Consider the following 18,101-nt stretch of genomic DNA (forward strand, 5'->3'; position numbering starts at 1 on the left):
AAACCATCCTAGCAAAACTGTCTCACAACTTAACGAATGTTATAATATTCTCAAATCAAAAGAAATTTTTTAAAAATAGTTTGAGAAAAACATTTGAGTATGAAACGATAATAATTCTATTCAGAATGTTTTTCTCTTTATTAAAACAGAGAACGTAATTTCCAAACAAATGTTTCCTCCTAATTTTTCCGAAATTAGCCGCAACACTTAAAGACGATCTTAGTGTGATGAAACATTTATTTGTGATAAACGCAAAAAAAAACACCCCAAAGATAGATTAATCTCATATTTTAAATACATGTAACCAAAACATAAAAAAATTAGCAGTAACACATAACAACTCATTGGGAGGCAATACTATCTACAATTGAAAGCACTTTTGGGCTGAACAAATGACAGTATAGCATCCGTTTACACAAAGAGTACTGATCGTAAACGACTAATTCTTGAAGCCATAAAAAGACTCTCTAAAAGTTAGAGAGAGCCTAAAAATGTAATAGAATCAAGAACTTAAAAATTCCTTATTTATTGAACTGTATGTTTTTAATGAATGCCAAACATAAGTTCCATATATGCTTGTCTGGCATGTTGGCAATTTTTAGATTTCTCCATAGAAGATTGATCCAGCTTTTCACATTTTTTTGCCCACTCTTCGAGTAATGTTTTATCTTTCTTAAATTCCGCTACGCTATAAGTTTTTTCACAACCAGAAACGACAAGTCCAGTACAAACCAGCAATGCTGTAATAATGGCTTTATTCATCAATAAATTCCCCTTTTTCAAATTTACAAAGTTTAGGACACAATTTAGGGCCTTAAAAAAAGTTCTACATATGCTTGTCGAAGGTTTTTACAATTTTGAGAGGATTTGAGCGGTGAATCATCGTTCTCACATTTCTTTGCCCATTCCTCGTATAATTTTTCATTTGTTTTAAATTCTTTTACACTATAAGTTTTTTCACAACCAGTAACGGCAAGTCCAGTACAAAGCAGCAATGCTGTAATAATGACTTTATTCATAATTTAATTCCCTTCCTTTTTATCTTCAGTTTTTTCTTGGTCGTCCTTTCCAGAGCCAAAAATTCCCCATTTTTTACGAGTTTCTAATTCAGCTTGTTCTGCGTTTTTACAATTTTTTGAATCAAAACTTCCTGCAATAAAACATTTCTCTAACCACTGATTGAGTAATTTGGGATCTTTCTTAAATTCCGCTACGCTATAAGTTTTTTCACAACCAGAAACGACAAGTCCAGTACAAACCAGCAATGCTGTAATAATGGCTTTATTCATCAATAAATTCCCCTTTTTCAAATTTACAAAGTTTAGGACACAATTTAGCACCCGATTAAAATTGTACATTCGGTTCATTGTGCATTTTCAAAAATTTTAAAATCCACTTCTGTACGCGAATATTTTATTAACAATATCTTTGGGTTCACATCCCCTCCTATATTGTGACCTTGCGTCTACTTTCCTTTGCAAATACGTACACTTCCAACGCAAACATGTTAAATCATGAAAACTGCCTTTCATTTATCAGACTTGCATTTGTAACATTATCTGCACGGCAGCTCTTTGTATTTGAAGTGTTAAAACTTCAGCAAAAATTCTGATATCTTGACATTCTCAAAAAGCTTTTTAATCATTTCTTTTCCTTCAAGAACCTTTTGGTAACGAGAAGCAGCACGATATCTTACCCAAAATTCGTCATGCCTATATCCATTGCAAATTCTCTGCAAACGAAAGAATACAGCTTTTAATCAACTAATTGCGCTCTTATCATTTCTAAACCACCGGAAAAGAAAGAAAGCTTTAAGTCCCCCTGTACTTTTTAAAAGCCAATAGAAATGCTAAAAAAGCGATCTTATACATTCCAATTGAAGAAAAAAGCCTATTGCCTTGCGTACCATTACAACTGGCATTAACTATTTAAGACTATAAAATCATATAAATGTAAGAAATATTTTCTATAATATACTCAATGACTTCTTTTGTTTATTAGGAAAAATTATAGCGCGTCAATATCAGTAAATTTTACTTATTTTTATCCCCCCCCTTTATAAACATGAATATAATTTAATAAAACGGATTGCTGCATAACAGAAAAAAATAATCAACGCTACTCTTAATTACATTATTTACGCATGTATTAAGTAAAATAAACAAAAAAATAACCTGATGTTTTAAATCATTATCAAGATAATTTTTATGGAAGAAGAAACTTATCTATTCATCTAGCGGATAAGGTCACAAGTAGTATGATGATTATCACATTTATAGGGAAAAGTTTGAAACGGAGAATTTTTCGCAAACTCATAGCTCTTTCATGAGATAATACAGAACCTTATGAAAAAAAACTTGAATGAAGCAACCATCGTGAAAAAGGAAGAGCGCTTTTATTATTAACTTCGTATAAAAACAATCAATATCATCTCTAGAAAAAGCATTCAAAGCAACGAAATTATCGTATCATTTTTTACACTTTTCCGTATTTTTGTGAAAGCAATTCGCGGACCTCATCAGCTATTTTAGTTCCACGACTTGCACAACTGACCTTAATCAACCGATGCAAACTTTCTGGTATATCAATCGTGAGGCGCTTCATACCTCCACTCATGCTCCCTTTGTGGCTTCCTACCCATGCATCCGCTGTTAAAGGGATTGATTTATTCGTTGGTTTTGTGCCGATTTTAATTTTTTTATTCATCGTGCTAACTCCTTGATTTCCGCTGCAACCGCTTCAATCTCTGCTGCTGCTGGTCCTTGCTTATCAACTTCATAAACCGCCTTCCCCTGTGCTGCTGCTTCTGCAAAAATCACACGCTGCGCAACGCTAGAAGAAAGAACATGTACGGGGTATATGCCAAGAGCTTCGTTCACATCACGCCCTATCGCTGTATTGACGATTTTACGATTAATAACAAAAGCAGATTTGAGATTTTCTTTATAAACACGTGCTTCGTCAATCAGCTTTACAATTCCATCCGCTGCCCAAATATCATAGGGACTAGGCAAAACAGGGATAAGCACCAAATCCGAAGCCATAAGAGCACTACGAGCAAGATCAGTTACACGCGGAGGACCATCGATAATAATATGATCATAACCATGACCAATCTGTGTAATCTCTTTGTGAACCGTTGCACGCGGTAAACCAATAACCGAAAACAAAGGTGCATCTTCACGCGCAGCAGCCCAATCCAATGCGCTTCCCTGTGGGTCAACATCAATAAGCAATACCCGTGTACCAGTACGTGCAAAACTGGCAGCAAGATTAACACTCAACGTCGTTTTTCCGACACCTCCCTTTTGATTCAAAAGTCCAATGATCATCCATTACGCCTTTCAGTATTATCGTTTTTACGATTATACTGAAAGTAATAAAAGAAACAAGCATCCAATACGTGCAAAATAATCATTTCTCCCATTTTCAGGATAAATAATAATAGCCCGCAATTTTTTATAATATTCTTTAACATGAGCAAAACATTATGAAGATGATATTCTTGAAAATAACAAAATAAATTTAAAAGAGGCATGCTCTTCTTCCCCCCCCCCACCCTAAAACGAAGATTCTTAAATCCATGTCGATCTGTAAACAATGCGCTGTAAATGATCCAGCTTCTTATTTTGCACTGGCCTTTTGGGATTCTCCCTTCATGCAATCCACTTAATGCAACTCTACAAACAAGCTCCACTCTGAATATACAACAAACTATAAGGAGAATTCATTGTTTTGCACGTTGAATGAGAGAGCCGAAATCAGGAAGATTCTCTCATTTCATGCCTCTTATATTAAATTAATCAAAATCATATCTCTTGTACGTACAATCAGGGCTGGCGTGTGGGTAAAAACTGTACAAGAAAGGATTTAAAATGCTTCTTATGCAGAATCTCAAGTACCAAGAACTATTACAATATTGGAGGTTGGCAAATATAACAATGGTACCGACTTCCTTCTTCATAAGCATAAAAAGGGTGGTGATCCATGAATTTTATACTCTTTGACGCTCGACAGAGTAAAATGGGCTTAAGAGAAATAAGGGTACCTCTAGCAAACGCGTAAACAAACAACACAATGAAATGTCTATGCTGAGTAAACACTATAGATTATCCATAAAGACCAAACATCCGTCTTTCATAAGATCGCATAACGAACATGTTGCGGAGTGAGATATTTTGCATCTTACAGCTCATTTTTCCCAAATAGATTTTCTCGACAAAAAGAATATTTTTGTTAAGATGCCACTGAAAAACTTACCTTCATTATGTTCTTTCTATATACCAGACCAGAGGGTATCGTGAAGATCGTGCAATTGGGAATAAACAAAAATGAATTTACAACAAATTGAACCTGATATTTTTATCAGCGCCCAAATTAGCATAGAAAATATCAAAACATTGGCACAAGCTGGTTTTAAAACAATTATCTGTAACCGCCCCGATCACGAAGAGCTCCATCAACCTGACTTTTCTAGCATTAAAACGGTCGCAAATGAATATGGCATAAAAGCCTATCACATTCCCATTTCTCCTCCAACTATAGAAAAGTCAGCTGTTGAAGCCATGCAAACAATTTTAAAAACAGCCTCTCTGCCTCTTCTTGCCTATTGTCATCACGGATCACGCTCGCTGCATCTTTATCGTTTAGCGCGTCTTTAAACAGAGGGTTCGCACATTTCCTCCGCACCTTAAAAGACGAAGATTCTTAAATACGCATCGATTTGTAAAAAACAATCTGTCAATAATCTTTGTCTTGCGCCTTTCCCTTGGCTTGCCACTTCATAAAACTCTACAAGCAAGCTTTGCTCCTCAATATACAACAAGCATACACACCCGAAGCCATAAAAATGCGTGAAAATTCATATGATGATCGAAGAAAATTATTTTCACCTCACCTTTTATCACTGCTCCACCTTCTTTTTCTCTTCCTTTACCAATACGAACTCATTCGTACGCCACAGACACCTAAAACGACAGTAAAACCACTAAGAAAACCCTATATTCCGAATAAAAGGCATGCAGAGTATTTTATAAAAAAAGCCGTAAGCCATAATCTATGGTTAACTACAACATATTGATTTATAACAATTAATTATTTTGCACGTTGAATGATAAATCCTAATACCGTAAGATTCTCTCAAGCCTATTTATATTGAAGCAATCAAAAGCGTGTTTCTTGCATGTCACAAGCAGGAAGTGTTCGTGTGAAATAAAACGAGTTAAGAAAAAACTCTCATAAGCGCTCTCAAATAGCCTAGACTGTACAACACTAAAGGCTTGTCAATATAACGGATGGTGTCGGATTGCTCTTTTATTAGGCATAAAGATGATAGCGCTCAACGAAACTTGTATGATACCATTCATGAGAGCCATCATGAAAATGAATATGAGAAGCGTTGAGAGATATTTCTTTAAAAGAAGTGCATAAATTAGCAAAACAAGGATATTCCAGCATTTTATTTTACCTGTGGGACGTGATATCCTATTCAAAGAACAACAAAAGCCTGAAGCTGTTATTTTCATGATTTAAGAGATATTGCTCTGGACCCTTTTGAAAGTGGCAAACCCGAATGTAAAAAAGACTGTCATCTGGACTGATTTTCCCCTTGATAACTTCATATTTTTCCCCAATAAGGCTGTAGATTGATTTCAGAGATTATCCAAATGAATATAGCAATAGACTCTCCCCATCTGGTATACAAAAGCTGTAACAGTAGAGAGAGCACTAAAGCGCCTTAATCCTTATCTCAAACATACTGCTCGCGTTGAGAATCGCTAAACAAAAAGTTTTATGAGAAAAACAACACCATAAAGTCATGAATAGACCGAACATAGATTGGAAAGATGTTCTAACTTTTATCCAATATTTCTATCAAAAAACAACAAAACATTATTGGCTTTGTGTTTTCATATCCTTACAAGACTGTCTTTCCTTTGCATTATAGGCGTTACATTTGTGAAAGACAAAGGAAATATATGGATAGTTTTTAACTTGAAAATCTGAAAGATTGACGTGTTACGACAACAAAATTGTGCCTTTATCCATCAAAAGCATTAGAAATTTTGAAACAATACACCTGCTTTCTCGCAATGATTTCTTTTATCTACAATCAATCGCAGTCTCCTTAATATGCATTCCCCATCACAATATACAAGAGAAACGAAACTTAAAGCATTTTCCAGCAGCTTCATTCTCGTTTACGTGATTGGTTAGCACGAAAACTGCTGCTGACCACTAATCTTCTTCACAAGACTCGACAAACAAAACTTTTGTAAAAATATTCATTACATAATACAAAATATCACATGCGTAAGGTTACACGAACCAACTCTCATCATAAACGATGATACGGCATAAATGACATAATAAGCCAAATTAGAAAAAAGAAACAATAATCTTTTAAAATAAAAAAAGTCATCAATTAAATTTTATCAAACTATAAGCTTAAAATCGCAAGAAATTTTAAAAACAGCCTTTCTCCTTCTTCACGTCTATTATTGCTAAATAGGCTGGTTGCTTATTCTTTACTGCATCTTTTATGACGAGTTTTAACGGATCAGAAAGAAACAAGCAGTAAAGTTTTGAATGACAACAAAAACCATAAAGTTAACTTTGAAAAAAATGATGCCAAAATCAGATCTTCAGATATTCGATTCTCCCTCTCAACAACGGAAAAAACATATATTCCACGATGTTTTGGAATATATCTTTGTGATTATAATCACTTTAAGTGCTATTTTTACAGCTCTTCTCTCTTTTTCAGATCAGTTTAGGACATATTTTTAAAAGTAAGCAGCCTATCCAACGTTGATAATGGTTGTACTGTCTTTAAAATTTCTTTTGCTTTTTTTTCATCACGATGCATTTGCGCAATCAAAGGTTCAAGCCCATCAAATTTTTCTTGTCCTCGCAAAAACTGGAAAAAAGAAACGATACAGCTTTCCCCATAAAGGTCGTCGTTAAAGTCAAACAAATAGGTTTCCAAAAGGGGCGCCCCATCCTTAACAACCGTTGGACGACAACCAAAGCTTGCAACACCATCATACAAAACACCGTTCGCACGACGCAAACGTACCGCATAAACACCATGAGCCAAACGAACTTGGGGAGGCAACATTTGATTAGCGGTAGGAAATCCCAAAAGACGTCCAAGTTTTTCACCTTGAATAATATTGGAGCGTATCCGATAGTGATACCCTAACAAATGGGCTGCTTTGTCCACTTCCCCTTGTGAGAGAAGTTGCCGAATAAAACTCGAGGAAATGATCAAAGATTGTGACTCTTGAGGACGAGCAACGCAAGGAACTTGCACAACCTCAAATCCATATTTCTCTCCCCTTTGGCAAAGAAGATGTACATTTCCACTTTTCTGATGACCAAATTGAAAATTTTCGCCTGTCACCACAACTGAAACATCAAAAACTTCCTTTAAAAACGACTTAATAAATTCGTCCGCTGAAAGAGCGGCAAACTGTGCATCAAAGGGCTGTTCAATCACGCCGTCAAAACCAAGGGTTTTAAAAATTTCAGCTTTTTCAGCTGCCTCTGTCAAACGATAGACAGGAGCTGAATGTTGAAAAAAACTTCTTGGATGGGGTTCAAACGTTAAAACAACAGATGGTTTCTTTTTTATACGCGCGAAATCAAGTGCTTTTTGCAACACCACCTGATGCCCACAATGAACACCATCAAAATTTCCAAGTGCCAACACTGCTCCCCGCCAAGCCGAGGGAAACATATGAATTCCCTGAAGACGCAAAAAATTAGTCATTACTGAAGTGCCCACATGATTGCTTGTGGTTTATAACCATGATGTTCAAGAAAAGAATGCAAAGCTTGCTTATCAACCACACCCTTTTGCGTATAATCATAATGATGAATCCCCCCCATAATATAAAGGGCATCAAGACCAAAGTGAGCCGCCCCCTTAATATCCGTTAAAAGACCATCACCAATAGCTAAAACTTGACTTTTTTCTACTGTTCCCCGTATTTTTTGAAGTTTTTCAAAGGCACATTCATAAATAGGCGCGTGAGGTTTTCCAGCAATGCGCACTTCCCCCCCTAATTGTTGATAAAGACGAGCCAATGCACCAGCGCACCAAAATTCTTTATTTCCATAATGGACAATCACATCTGGGTTCGCACAAATAAAAGGTAAATTCCGCGACCGCATGCGACGAAACATCTCCTCATAAGCAGAGGGTTCTTCGTCAAAATCTTCAAGAAAACCGCTACAGACGACAACAGAAGCCTCCCATTCTTCAACAAATTCACACTCTAACCCTTCAAACAGCACCAAATCACGTTGTGAACCAATGAAAAAAACTTTACGTGGAGCAGTCTGAATGAGATCGCGCGTTACATCCCCTGAAGTGATAATGGCATCATAATAGTCGCTATGAACATTCATGCTTTGTAATTGAGCAGCAACATCTTCCCGTAGCCGAGGAGAATTAGTTAATAAAATGACAGTTTTTCCCATTTGTCGGATTTTATACAACGCCTTCAACGCTGGTTCAAATGCATGTACACCGTTATGCACAACACCCCACACATCACAAAAAACAGCATCATAATGCGCTATAATAGTCTCAATATGGGTAAGTTCATTCATGGAGCACCTATCTCTATTTGTCATTTAAAGCTGTCTTTTACTTCAAAACTACTTACCGAAAGATAATACTTGTGTCATCTGCTTTCTCAAACCATATCCCAACTTTTTATCGTCTATAGAGATCATAAGAAATGATAAAATAACTAAGTTATCATTAAGTTGTGCAAAATTCTAAAATGCTTGATAGCAAAAGCTTATCATTCCCCAATGCTATTTTTCTCATAAAAATTTTAATTCTAACAACAACGACGTTGATAGAGTTTTTTATCTAAAATACTCAAATTCTTCACTGAGAAAATAAACGTATCCCCCTCTTAAAAACATGCATCATGAGAAAGCCCAATATATTTTCTCATTTCAAATTTGTTTATATTGAATCAATCAAAACCTATTCGCTTACATATTATAAGCAGAGAGCGTACAGATAAAAACACGTGAAGAAAGAAAAAATAGCTCTTAGGCTCCCTTTCAAAGGCAAAAACTGTCGTAATATTTTGAACTGGCAGAGAGTATGTGCCGTCCGAGCATCTTTTTTTCAGTAAAGATAGCAATATAGCTTTTATCCCATTCATAGAGGCTTTTACGCTATATACTTTACGAAGCACCATTGTAAAATAGGCGCTAACATTGAGAAATATCTTCTAAAACAAACATGTGAATATACAACAATAAGATCTATAATGTTTTGAGTTTATTTTGCATGAGGGCTCTTTACTCATAAAAGCTTTCCCCTATCATCATGATATCTCAGACGCATCAAAACAAGTCATTTTGATTATTGGTTAAGGACAGCACCGTAAGCGGTGACTTGAGCTTAAAAACCAAGCTTTACCTTCGTAAAATGCATATCTGATGTCATGAGTTGAGTAAGCAAACCTTAAAACTTTGAAAGGCAAACAACCTCCTATTTAAAAAAATCTATCCGTCTCAAGAAAAACTATTTTTATTGCCAATCTCCTAAAATTACTTTATGAATCGAAAAATGTTTTGATCGCATACGCAACGATCAAAAGGGGTCTTGAAAACCCGAAACCCTAGCGTAAAAATAAACCCACTATGTGGGTATCCCGGAATTCCGGGAGATTTTGCTATGTCCAGGTGCTCCAAGCACTAAAAGCAAAATGCTGACTAGGGTTCAGTGTTTTCAAGCTCCCGGAATACCAATGCGAGGGCGCTCGCACCTGGAGGGGGGAAATGCAAGCTCAAAATCTTAATATTGATCTTTTTGTAGGCAAAAAAATTCGCTTTAGGCGAAAAGTGCTAAAAATGTCTCAAAAAACATTAGGGCATCATTTAGGTGTCACTTTTCAACAAATCCAAAAGTATGAAAAAGGCTTAAATCGCGTGAGCGCAGGACGTTTAAAGGAAATTTCCGATATTTTGAATGTTCCACTTGCCTTTTTTTACACTGATATCATCAAAAAAGACAACACCCCGTACCATTATGATGAAATCGCCTCGAGCAAAGAGGAATATTTGCTTTTAAAAAGTTTTAGAGTCCTCACATCTGTCAAGCAGAAAGCGATTTTAAACTTAATTTGTGATCAAAATTAAAACGCTTTAAAAGCATAGCTATAAAGTGCTACACACCCTATTCTTGTCTTTCTCCCCACACCCCAAAAGGATGCCCCCCCCTCCTCAAACCGGTTGATAAACGATCCGCCTTTTCAAAAATAGCTCCTTCTCAGCTTCCCATTTCATATGGTTCCTTTCACAAAATTATATAAACAAGCCCTCCCTTGAATATTCATCACACTCTCTTATCAAAACACCCCATGTATAAAGTTTTATGTCTTATATCACCACACCCGCAAACAATAGCGTTTTACAGCACAACAGAATAAGTATTTATCTGTATTTAAAGAGTGGCCCCCTTTTCGCTATGGACGCTCTATTTATTTTAAATGATGTACATTTAATATACCTGCTATTAAAGACTTAGTATCTGTTATAAAGTCTTAAAGGCATATTTTCCCTCTAAAATCTCAATGCTACACCAACTCTATCATAAGGCAAAACATTGATTTATAAAGAAAATTTATTGTTTTACATGTTGAATGAGAATCCAGAATATCGTAAGATTCTTTCATTTCAGACTTGTTCCATGTTGAATCAACCAAAACTATATCTCTTGCAGGTTACAAGTGGGAAGAGGCGTATGGATAAAAACTATTAAGTAAGAATTAAAAATGCCTCAAACGAACCGTCTTAATGCAAGATCTGTCGCAACATTGGGGGCTGGCAAATATAATGATGGTGCCGGCTTATTCCGTTATGAAGCGTAAAGATGGGGGGCTCAATGGATTTACCCTTATACCCCTTTACGAACAGCGTCGCAAAATAGGCTTGGATACCTTAAGAGATGTTTCTATAAGACAATGCTATCCTGTTTTCTCATGATCATAATCCTCAATCTAACAAAGATGAAACAAACAATAGGATTGCGAATATGATTTGGGGAGCTCATCTGAAAGATAAAAAATGATAAAAAAATTCCGCTATAACAATTGAAGAAGCGAGCATTCGTTGAGCCGTAACTTCTTTATTTTAGAATTTTTATATCACACTTTACTGTTGAGATGCATGACCACGGTCTGTAACATCAAGCTTTGGCGAGAAAAACATTTCAGTATCTGCTTGTAAAACATTTTGACAGTTTTTAGATTCCTTAACAGCTTGTCCTGAAAGAGAACACTTCGTTCCCCATTCTTCTCTTAATTTTGCATCTTTTTTTAAATCTTCTACGCTATAGGTTTTTCACACCCCACGACGAATAATAGAGTCATGCATAATAAATAATTTTTTTCATTTTACTCCTCTTTAAATACCTTATCTGTTAATATCATCCCCCCAAATGAGGGTTGAATTTTCACACTGTATGAGAATACAGCCTCACTATCACTTGCTTGCTTTCAAAGTGAATACTCTGAGTAAAATAACGCAAGAAGAGCTCACAATAGCCATCGTATGAGTTTGTCATAAAATACAATGAGAAGGGAAAGAGCCCAAACTGAATACAAATGATGAAATCAGAAGACGCATTAATGCTTTTGTCCAACTGATTTCAAATAGTTACATTGCAATAGGCATCGCCCCTAACCCTATAGAAAGCCTATGAGCATTATAATACTTAAGTCTCACGATCAATGGACTATGCAGCCATAACAAAAAAGTATGAGCTCTTTTTACCTATTTGTATGTTGATTATTGTTCCTCCATCGAGGACTAAATAGAAACGTTTTGTGATATATAGAAAACAATCAGCAATGCAAATCATTTTACGAAGATTTCTTCGTGTAGAGTCTATTTGAAATCCATCCATCATTTGGAAGTCTGAATTTAAAAGCAGATAATTATGAAAGCTTTTCAAGGAATGCAACAGATTGATCACTTTTAAAGAAGTAAAAAACGTGATCCAATCCTGAAGACAAAAATTCTGATGAAAAAACTTTTGCTATGAATTCTTTTAAGGCATTGTGAAAGATTTTATCCGTTATATCAAACGTTACACCATTTTGGGGTCTGTTTATTTTTTACTTTTATCAACACCGCTCTAGAAATCCGTTTCTTGAGCGTTTTTTATCGCCTCACTTTCTCCTTCAAACACAAATACTCAAAAATGCTTTGCCACCAACAATGACATTTTCCTGCTTTTATAAAACACATAAGTAAAAATAGAGAAGCGATTTTGAAAGCAACCCTCCCTTGAAAAGGGAAGTACCATCCATTTACTTCCTAAACGAAAATAATCTCACCGTTTATTCAAATTTGCTCTACGATTTGGTACAATTTTATTGATAAAGTTTTCTCTATAAAAATTTAAGTAAATATGTTCGTTAAAACCAATCATAGACTAGCAAAGGGGTTATAGGATCCATTATCTCGCCGCCATTTTAAAGGTTCAGTGAAATCACTCGACCAAAGACCAATCTTATTGCCACGTGCTTTTTCTTCCGCATGATGATACTGGGCTGGAATAGGATTTTTCTCCTCTTTTGAGAGTACCAACATACCTTCTTTAAGACCTTCCTCAGCTAAATCAACCCCTTGAACAAAACATTGCGCATAATAAACACCATTGTGCATCAAAGCCTGTTTACAGGATAAATCCTGCCCAAGTGTTTTGGTGACAAGCCAAGCCGTTGTAACCGCACCACAGGGCCATTCTTGATCATTTAATCTTGCTTTTTGACGGGGTGCACATGTATCCACACCATAAAGATGAATATCACGGGAGATATGTGAGCGCCAAGATTGTGCAGCAGGCGTCAGTAATTTAAATGTAACCCCACTTGTAACAGAAGCCTTACCATGAAAAACAACAGCATTATTTGCAACATCATTTAATGAAACACTCTTCTGCACATCGAGAGCTGTTTCATTTTTTTCTAATTGCTGTTTGGTGATAGATTTACCTAACTTTTTTTCTTCTCGATAGAGATCGACAATACCTTGGATATCTTGCATCTCAAATGTTTTAAGAATGCTGAAATCCATTTTATCTTTATATTGGCTTAATCCCCACACCGTAGCCCCCATAATGTAAATAATAACAATCAATTTAAATAGCATCTCTTAACACGCTCGCTCAAAAAAATCGTTTTTTTCCTATCATGTCAGATTATTGATCAGCAATCCCCTTGTTTTTAAAGAAAAAATCCAAATATAAGTGTTGCAGATTAACTACATTTTGTAAAGAATGATATTCTTTCTTTCATTATTTTAATATTGTTATTTTTACCAATATACACAACTTAAAATTGCCATTTTCATATAACACAATCTCAATTTGAAAAGACTTCTGTCTCTTTACGAAGAAGAGCTTGAGAGTGAACAGATCCACGATCAAGGCTTTTAAAACAAACAAACGAGAAGAATTAAACTGTCATCAAATGACAGCACTCTCCAGTTTGTTAGAGGCAATGGAAGGTCGACATATGAACAAATATTATTTGTTAAAGAGAGGTAAAATGACAGATAATAGATTCCAAAACATCATTTTTATCGTGACCATGCTGCTTTTTACGGCAGTTTTTGTATCTGATCTTTCTTATGCTGCTTCTTCTACTACTGGTGGAGGTGGTCTGGGAAATCTTGATGGTGTTTTAGGCAACATTGTCACAATGATGACGGGTCCAACGGCAAGGCTCATTGCAATTATATGTGTTGCTGCTGTGGGGATTGGCTGGATGTACGGCTTTATTGATTTACGCAAAGCAGCTTACTGTGTTCTGGGGATTGCTATTGTTTTTGGTGCCCCTGCTCTCGTCACTAAATTAGCGGGCACAACATAAATGAATGAAGATACTCTTTTCCTTGCCTGTACGCGCCCGGCCATGTTTGCTGGTGTTACAATGGAAGCGATGGCGCTCAATGTCATGGCGACATCCATTCTTTTCATTTTGACCAGTGATTTTACCATGTTTGGTCTTGGTATTGGGATGCACTTTATTTTGCGAGAAGTGACAAAGTACGATCACAATCAATTTCGCGTATTATTTGCATGGCTCAATACCCGAGGAAAACAAAAAAACCTCAACAGATGGGGAGGAGGTTCTACCTCCCCTTTACGCCTTATCCGCACGTATAAGGAACTAAGCTGAAGGAACGAAACTGGTGAAACAGATGTCAATAATGAAACGGGAAACTTTGCCTGAAGAATATATTCCCTATATACGCTACATCAACCAACATGTCGTTGCTTTAAATTCACGCTGTTTAATGGTTGTGATGGCTGTTGAAGGTATAAATTTCGACACTGCGGATATTGATCAATTAAATTCTTTACACAACCAATTAAACACCCTTTTAAAAAATATCGCAGATGAGCGGCTTGCTTTATATTCTCACATCATCCGCCGCCGTGAAACGATATACCCAGAGGGTCATTTTCTTTCATCTTTTGCAACAACATTAGATGAAAAATATAAAAAGAAAATGGTTTCGCAAGAACTGTATAGAAATGATCTATTTATTTCACTGCTTTGGAATCCGGCCGCGGATAAAACAGAAAAGCTGGTTTCATTTTTTCAGCGCTTGAGCAAAGCCAAGAAAACACAATCTGAGCCCGACGAGGAAGCTATTCGTAAACTCGAAGAGTTAAGTCAAGATCTTATGCAAGGTTTGGAAGAGTATGAAGTCCGTCTGCTATCCATCTATGAACATGAAGGACTTTTATTTGCCGAACAAAGTGAATTTCTCCACCAGCTAGTAGGGGGAAGACGTGAGCGTATTCCTCTCACATTTGGAACTATTGCTTCAACAATTTACTCGGATCGTGTTATTTTTGGGAAAGAAATTATCGAAATTCGCCATGAAAGCAATGAACGCTTTGTGGGCATGTTTGGATGGAAAGAGTATCCTTCTAAAACACGCCCAGGTATGACTGATGGTCTGCTTACGGTGCCATTTGAATTCATCTTAACACAATCCTTTGTCTTTAAAAGTAAGGCAGCCGCCAGTGCGATTATGAGCCGCAAACAAAATCAAATGATCAATGCAGCTGACCGTGCTAGCTCACAAATCGATGCACTGGATGAAGCGCTAGATGATTTAGAATCAAACCGTTTTGTTTTGGGAGAACACCACATTTCTTTAGCTGTTTTTGCTGATCATCCTAAAATATTGTCTGAAAACTTATCAAAAGCACGTTCCCATTTAACCAATGGAGGAGCCGTGATTGCCAGAGAAGATTTAGGATTGGAAGCAGCATGGTGGGCACAGCTTCCTGGAAACTTTAGCTATCGTGCGCGTTCAGGCGCCATTACCAGCAGAAATTTTGCCGCTTTATCGCCCTTCCATTCTTTCCCTGTTGGCAAACTGAACGATAATGTTTGGGGAGCTGCTGTCGCATTGCTAAAAACACAGGCTGGTTCACCTTACTATTTTAATTTTCATTATGGCGATCTTGGAAACACATTTGTTTGTGGTCCATCAGGATCTGGTAAAACAGTGATTGTTAATTTTCTTCTTGCACAATTACAAAAACACAATCCAACAATGGTTTTTTTTGATAAAGATCAAGGAGCAGAGATTTTTGTACGGGCTGGAGGAGGGAAATACAAACCTTTAAAAAATGGGCAGCCCACGGGTATTGCTCCCTTAAAGGGCATGGAATACACCGAAAAAAATAAAATCTTTCTTCGTAATTGGATCTTAAAGCTGGTGACCGCTGAAGGGCAAATCGTAACAGAAGAAGAGCGACAAGATATCGCCAAAGCCATTGATTCCTTGGAAAACTTACCCCCAACCCAGCGCTCTCTTGGTGCCCTTCAACTGTTTTTTGACAACACATCCAAAGAAGGAATTGCCATACGGCTGCAACGCTGGATTAGAGGCAATGATTTAGGATGGGTTTTTGATAATGACCAAGATGATCTCAATTTAAATGCGCAGTTCATTGGCTATGACATGACCGATTTCTTAGATAATGAAGAAATTCGGCGCCCCTTAATGATGTATCTCTTTCACCGCATTCTTGATCTGATTGATGGGCGGCGCATCATTATCGTCGTTGATGAATTCTGGAAAGCTTTAGAAGATGATTCATTTAAAGCTTTTGCGCAAGATCGGCTAAAAACAATTCGTAAACAAAATGGCATGATGCTCTTTGCAACACAAAGCCCTAAAGATGCTTTGAACTCAACAATCGCGCACACAATCATTGAGCAATGCCCCACCCAAATATTTTTTCCAAATCAAAAAGCAAATTACAATGATTATGTCGAAGCTTTCAAACTTACTGAGCGTGAATTTGAACTGATACAGTCAGAGTTAAGCAGAGAATCCCGTCGTTTTCTCATCAAACAAGGACAAAGTTCCGTCGTTGCAGAACTTAACTTACGTGGAATGAATGATGAGATCGCCGTTTTAAGCGGCACAACAAAAAACATTGAACTCATGAATGAAATTATCAACGAATATGGAGCTGACCCTGACAAATGGCTGCCCATATTTTATCAAAGGAGAAAAAATCAATGAAAAAATATGGCTTAATTACACTGTTATCTTTTTCTTTTATTTCTCATGCAATATCACAAACAACACCCGATGTAGATGAATATTATAAACAAGCACTCGAGAACACACAAAAATTAAATACTGCAAAATCAGAAACAGCTGAAACTATTTATAAAACAGCAACTGAAACTGCAAATAAAATCAAAGAAATAAATCATCAACTTGAAAATATTCAATCAAAAAAAGACACTAAGCCTGAAGAATTGCAAGCCCTTCGACAAGAGCTTCAAATAAAACTTTCTCTTCTTCAAGCCGGTCTTCAAGTGAATTCTTTAAAACTTCAGTCTCTTGATATGATTCAAGCAAAAGATACGAAAACAAAAGACGAATTGCGTGAAGAAAAAGAGCAACAAAAGCATAAATATCTTGAGGCACAATTAAAAGAAAAAGAAAAACAATTAAAAGAAAAACTTGAAAGTACGAGTACAAATGTCAGACTTTAGTTTTTCTCCCTTTGAAAGCGTTTCTGGGTATATTTTAAAACCCCTTGATAATGTGATGGACACGACGGTGAGTGGGCTGTCTTCTGCTATTTCAGCGCCCTTAAATCTCGCCGCAATCATTTTTATCTTTCTTTATGGCTATAATGTTATGACAGGTCGCGTTGCGCTTTCCATGCATAGTCTTCTCAATAATGTTGTTAAAATCGTTGTTGTTACAACAATGGCAACGAATGCGGATACATTTAATACTTATGTCAAGGATATTTTCTTCAATGATTTATCCAATGCTATTGGGAATGCGCTTAACAGTAATCCTGCAAGCTCCAATGTTTTTGATTATATTTTGTTAAAGGCAAGTTCGCGTTATCAAGAAGTCTTATACAATGCTTGGTTTTTTGAAAAGATCATTGTGGGTCTTCTTGGTTCTATCATGCTTCTCGCGGTTATTCTTTTTTGTATAGGTGGTTTTATTGTGCAAATGTTTGCACAAGTTGCACTCGTCATGATTATAGGTCTTGGGCCTCTATTCATTAGTTTGTATTTGTTCAATGCAACGCGAAAATACTCCGATGCATGGATTACAACTTTGATCAATTTTACCATTTTACAAGTTCTCGTAATCATGCTTGGAACCATTATATGTCAAGTTATCCTACAGGTTCTCAAAGTTTCATATGAATCAATTTACGTTCTTTTTCCCCCTGTCATCGTCATTTCGATCATAGGAGTTATTATCTTCCGTGCGCTTCCTGGTATTGCAACAGCGCTGGCCTCTGGCGGACCATACTTTAACGCTGGTGTCTCTTCAGGAGGACAGATTTTTACAATGCTTTCCAATGGTGCAAGAGCGAGTGGCAATGCAGTAAAAAGTGCCACTTCACAAATCTCAGGAGCTGCCGGTAACGCTGTTAGAAGTGCGGCAGGGGCGGCAGCAAAAGCAGGTAAATCTGGAGGCGGTCGTGGTCGATTTTAAGATAAAGCACCTCTTTAAAAGAATAAGCATTTTTGTTTTTGCCTTGT

At 36.6% G+C, this 18,101-nt stretch carries 15 protein-coding genes and 1 pseudogene; 7 read left to right on the top strand and 9 right to left on the bottom strand.

The genetic code is table 11. The annotated features are described in order from the left end of the window. Positions 1-543: 543 nt before the first annotated feature. The 5 genes from ACFINR_RS05940 to parA all read right to left on the bottom strand — a co-directional run bounded on the left by ACFINR_RS05940 (position 544) and on the right by parA (position 3,332). On the bottom strand, positions 544-762 hold the full coding sequence (locus ACFINR_RS05940; protein WP_375632444.1) for an EexN family lipoprotein: 219 nt from the start codon (positions 760-762) through the stop codon (positions 544-546). A gap of 44 nt (positions 763-806) precedes the next feature. Next, the gene (locus ACFINR_RS05945) at positions 807-1,019 is read right to left on the bottom strand and encodes an EexN family lipoprotein (protein ID WP_375621543.1); all 213 of its coding nucleotides are present in this window, start codon (positions 1,017-1,019) and stop codon (positions 807-809) included. A 3-nt stretch (positions 1,020-1,022) separates the two neighbouring features. Continuing rightward, positions 1,023-1,289, bottom strand: a complete 267-nt coding sequence (locus ACFINR_RS05950; RefSeq protein ID WP_375653181.1) for an EexN family lipoprotein — start codon at positions 1,287-1,289, stop codon at positions 1,023-1,025. A gap of 1,186 nt (positions 1,290-2,475) precedes the next feature. Next, complete coding sequence (locus ACFINR_RS05955) at positions 2,476-2,706, bottom strand: plasmid partition protein ParG (RefSeq protein WP_273790969.1); 231 nt, start codon at positions 2,704-2,706, stop codon at positions 2,476-2,478. Next, positions 2,703-3,332, bottom strand: a complete 630-nt coding sequence (parA, locus tag ACFINR_RS05960) for a ParA family partition ATPase (RefSeq protein ID WP_375653186.1) — start codon at positions 3,330-3,332, stop codon at positions 2,703-2,705. Before parA ends, ACFINR_RS05955 begins: the two co-directional genes overlap by 4 nt. Positions 3,333-4,331: 999 nt before the next feature. Here parA and ACFINR_RS05965 point away from each other — a divergent pair. Then, positions 4,332-4,661: a TIGR01244 family sulfur transferase gene (locus tag ACFINR_RS05965; RefSeq protein WP_375613563.1), complete on the top strand. Its 330-nt coding sequence runs from the start codon at positions 4,332-4,334 to the stop codon at positions 4,659-4,661. Positions 4,662-6,772: 2,111 nt separating this feature from the next. On the opposite strand, the gene ACFINR_RS05970 is transcribed toward ACFINR_RS05965, so the two are convergent. Further along, the gene (locus tag ACFINR_RS05970; RefSeq protein WP_375653193.1) at positions 6,773-7,774 is read right to left on the bottom strand and encodes a bifunctional riboflavin kinase/FAD synthetase; all 1,002 of its coding nucleotides are present in this window, start codon (positions 7,772-7,774) and stop codon (positions 6,773-6,775) included. Continuing rightward, positions 7,774-8,619 (bottom strand): TIGR01459 family HAD-type hydrolase, encoded by an 846-nt coding sequence (locus tag ACFINR_RS05975; RefSeq protein ID WP_375612197.1) that lies wholly within the window; start codon positions 8,617-8,619, stop codon positions 7,774-7,776. The genes ACFINR_RS05970 and ACFINR_RS05975 overlap by 1 nt, the downstream gene beginning before the upstream one ends. Before the next feature lie 1,194 nt (positions 8,620-9,813). Here ACFINR_RS05975 and ACFINR_RS05980 point away from each other — a divergent pair. After that, positions 9,814-10,173 (top strand): helix-turn-helix domain-containing protein, encoded by a 360-nt coding sequence (locus tag ACFINR_RS05980; RefSeq protein WP_375613566.1) that lies wholly within the window; start codon positions 9,814-9,816, stop codon positions 10,171-10,173. A 1,014-nt stretch (positions 10,174-11,187) separates the two neighbouring features. Here the strand turns inward: ACFINR_RS05980 and ACFINR_RS05985 are convergent. Next, positions 11,188-11,316: pseudogene (locus ACFINR_RS05985) on the bottom strand (hypothetical protein); the annotation flags it as partial. A 1,149-nt stretch (positions 11,317-12,465) separates the two neighbouring features. Continuing rightward, entirely contained in the window at positions 12,466-13,191 is a 726-nt protein-coding gene (locus ACFINR_RS05990) for a thermonuclease family protein (RefSeq protein ID WP_375653200.1), read from the bottom strand. Between the two features lie 398 nt (positions 13,192-13,589). Here ACFINR_RS05990 and ACFINR_RS05995 point away from each other — a divergent pair, with 398 nt between their 5' ends. Genes ACFINR_RS05995 through ACFINR_RS06015 form a run of 5 tightly spaced genes read left to right on the top strand, consistent with a single transcriptional unit; the run spans position 13,590 to position 18,054 of the window. Next, positions 13,590-13,913 (top strand): TrbC/VirB2 family protein, encoded by a 324-nt coding sequence (locus tag ACFINR_RS05995; protein WP_375653309.1) that lies wholly within the window; start codon positions 13,590-13,592, stop codon positions 13,911-13,913. Next, positions 13,914-14,222, top strand: a complete 309-nt coding sequence (locus ACFINR_RS06000) for a type IV secretion system protein VirB3 (protein ID WP_212112790.1) — start codon at positions 13,914-13,916, stop codon at positions 14,220-14,222. A gap of 22 nt (positions 14,223-14,244) precedes the next feature. Then, entirely contained in the window at positions 14,245-16,599 is a 2,355-nt protein-coding gene (locus ACFINR_RS06005) for a VirB4 family type IV secretion/conjugal transfer ATPase (RefSeq protein WP_375653204.1), read from the top strand. Next, on the top strand, positions 16,596-17,081 hold the full coding sequence (locus ACFINR_RS06010) for a type IV secretion system protein VirB5 (protein WP_375653209.1): 486 nt from the start codon (positions 16,596-16,598) through the stop codon (positions 17,079-17,081). Before ACFINR_RS06005 ends, ACFINR_RS06010 begins: the two co-directional genes overlap by 4 nt. Next, positions 17,068-18,054: a type IV secretion system protein gene (locus tag ACFINR_RS06015; RefSeq protein WP_375610597.1), complete on the top strand. Its 987-nt coding sequence runs from the start codon at positions 17,068-17,070 to the stop codon at positions 18,052-18,054. Before ACFINR_RS06010 ends, ACFINR_RS06015 begins: the two co-directional genes overlap by 14 nt. Positions 18,055-18,101: the final 47 nt, after the last annotated feature.

It is taken from the genome of Bartonella sp. AP19HLJMH (assembly GCF_042196245.1).
Taxonomy (GTDB): domain Bacteria; phylum Pseudomonadota; class Alphaproteobacteria; order Rhizobiales; family Rhizobiaceae; genus Bartonella.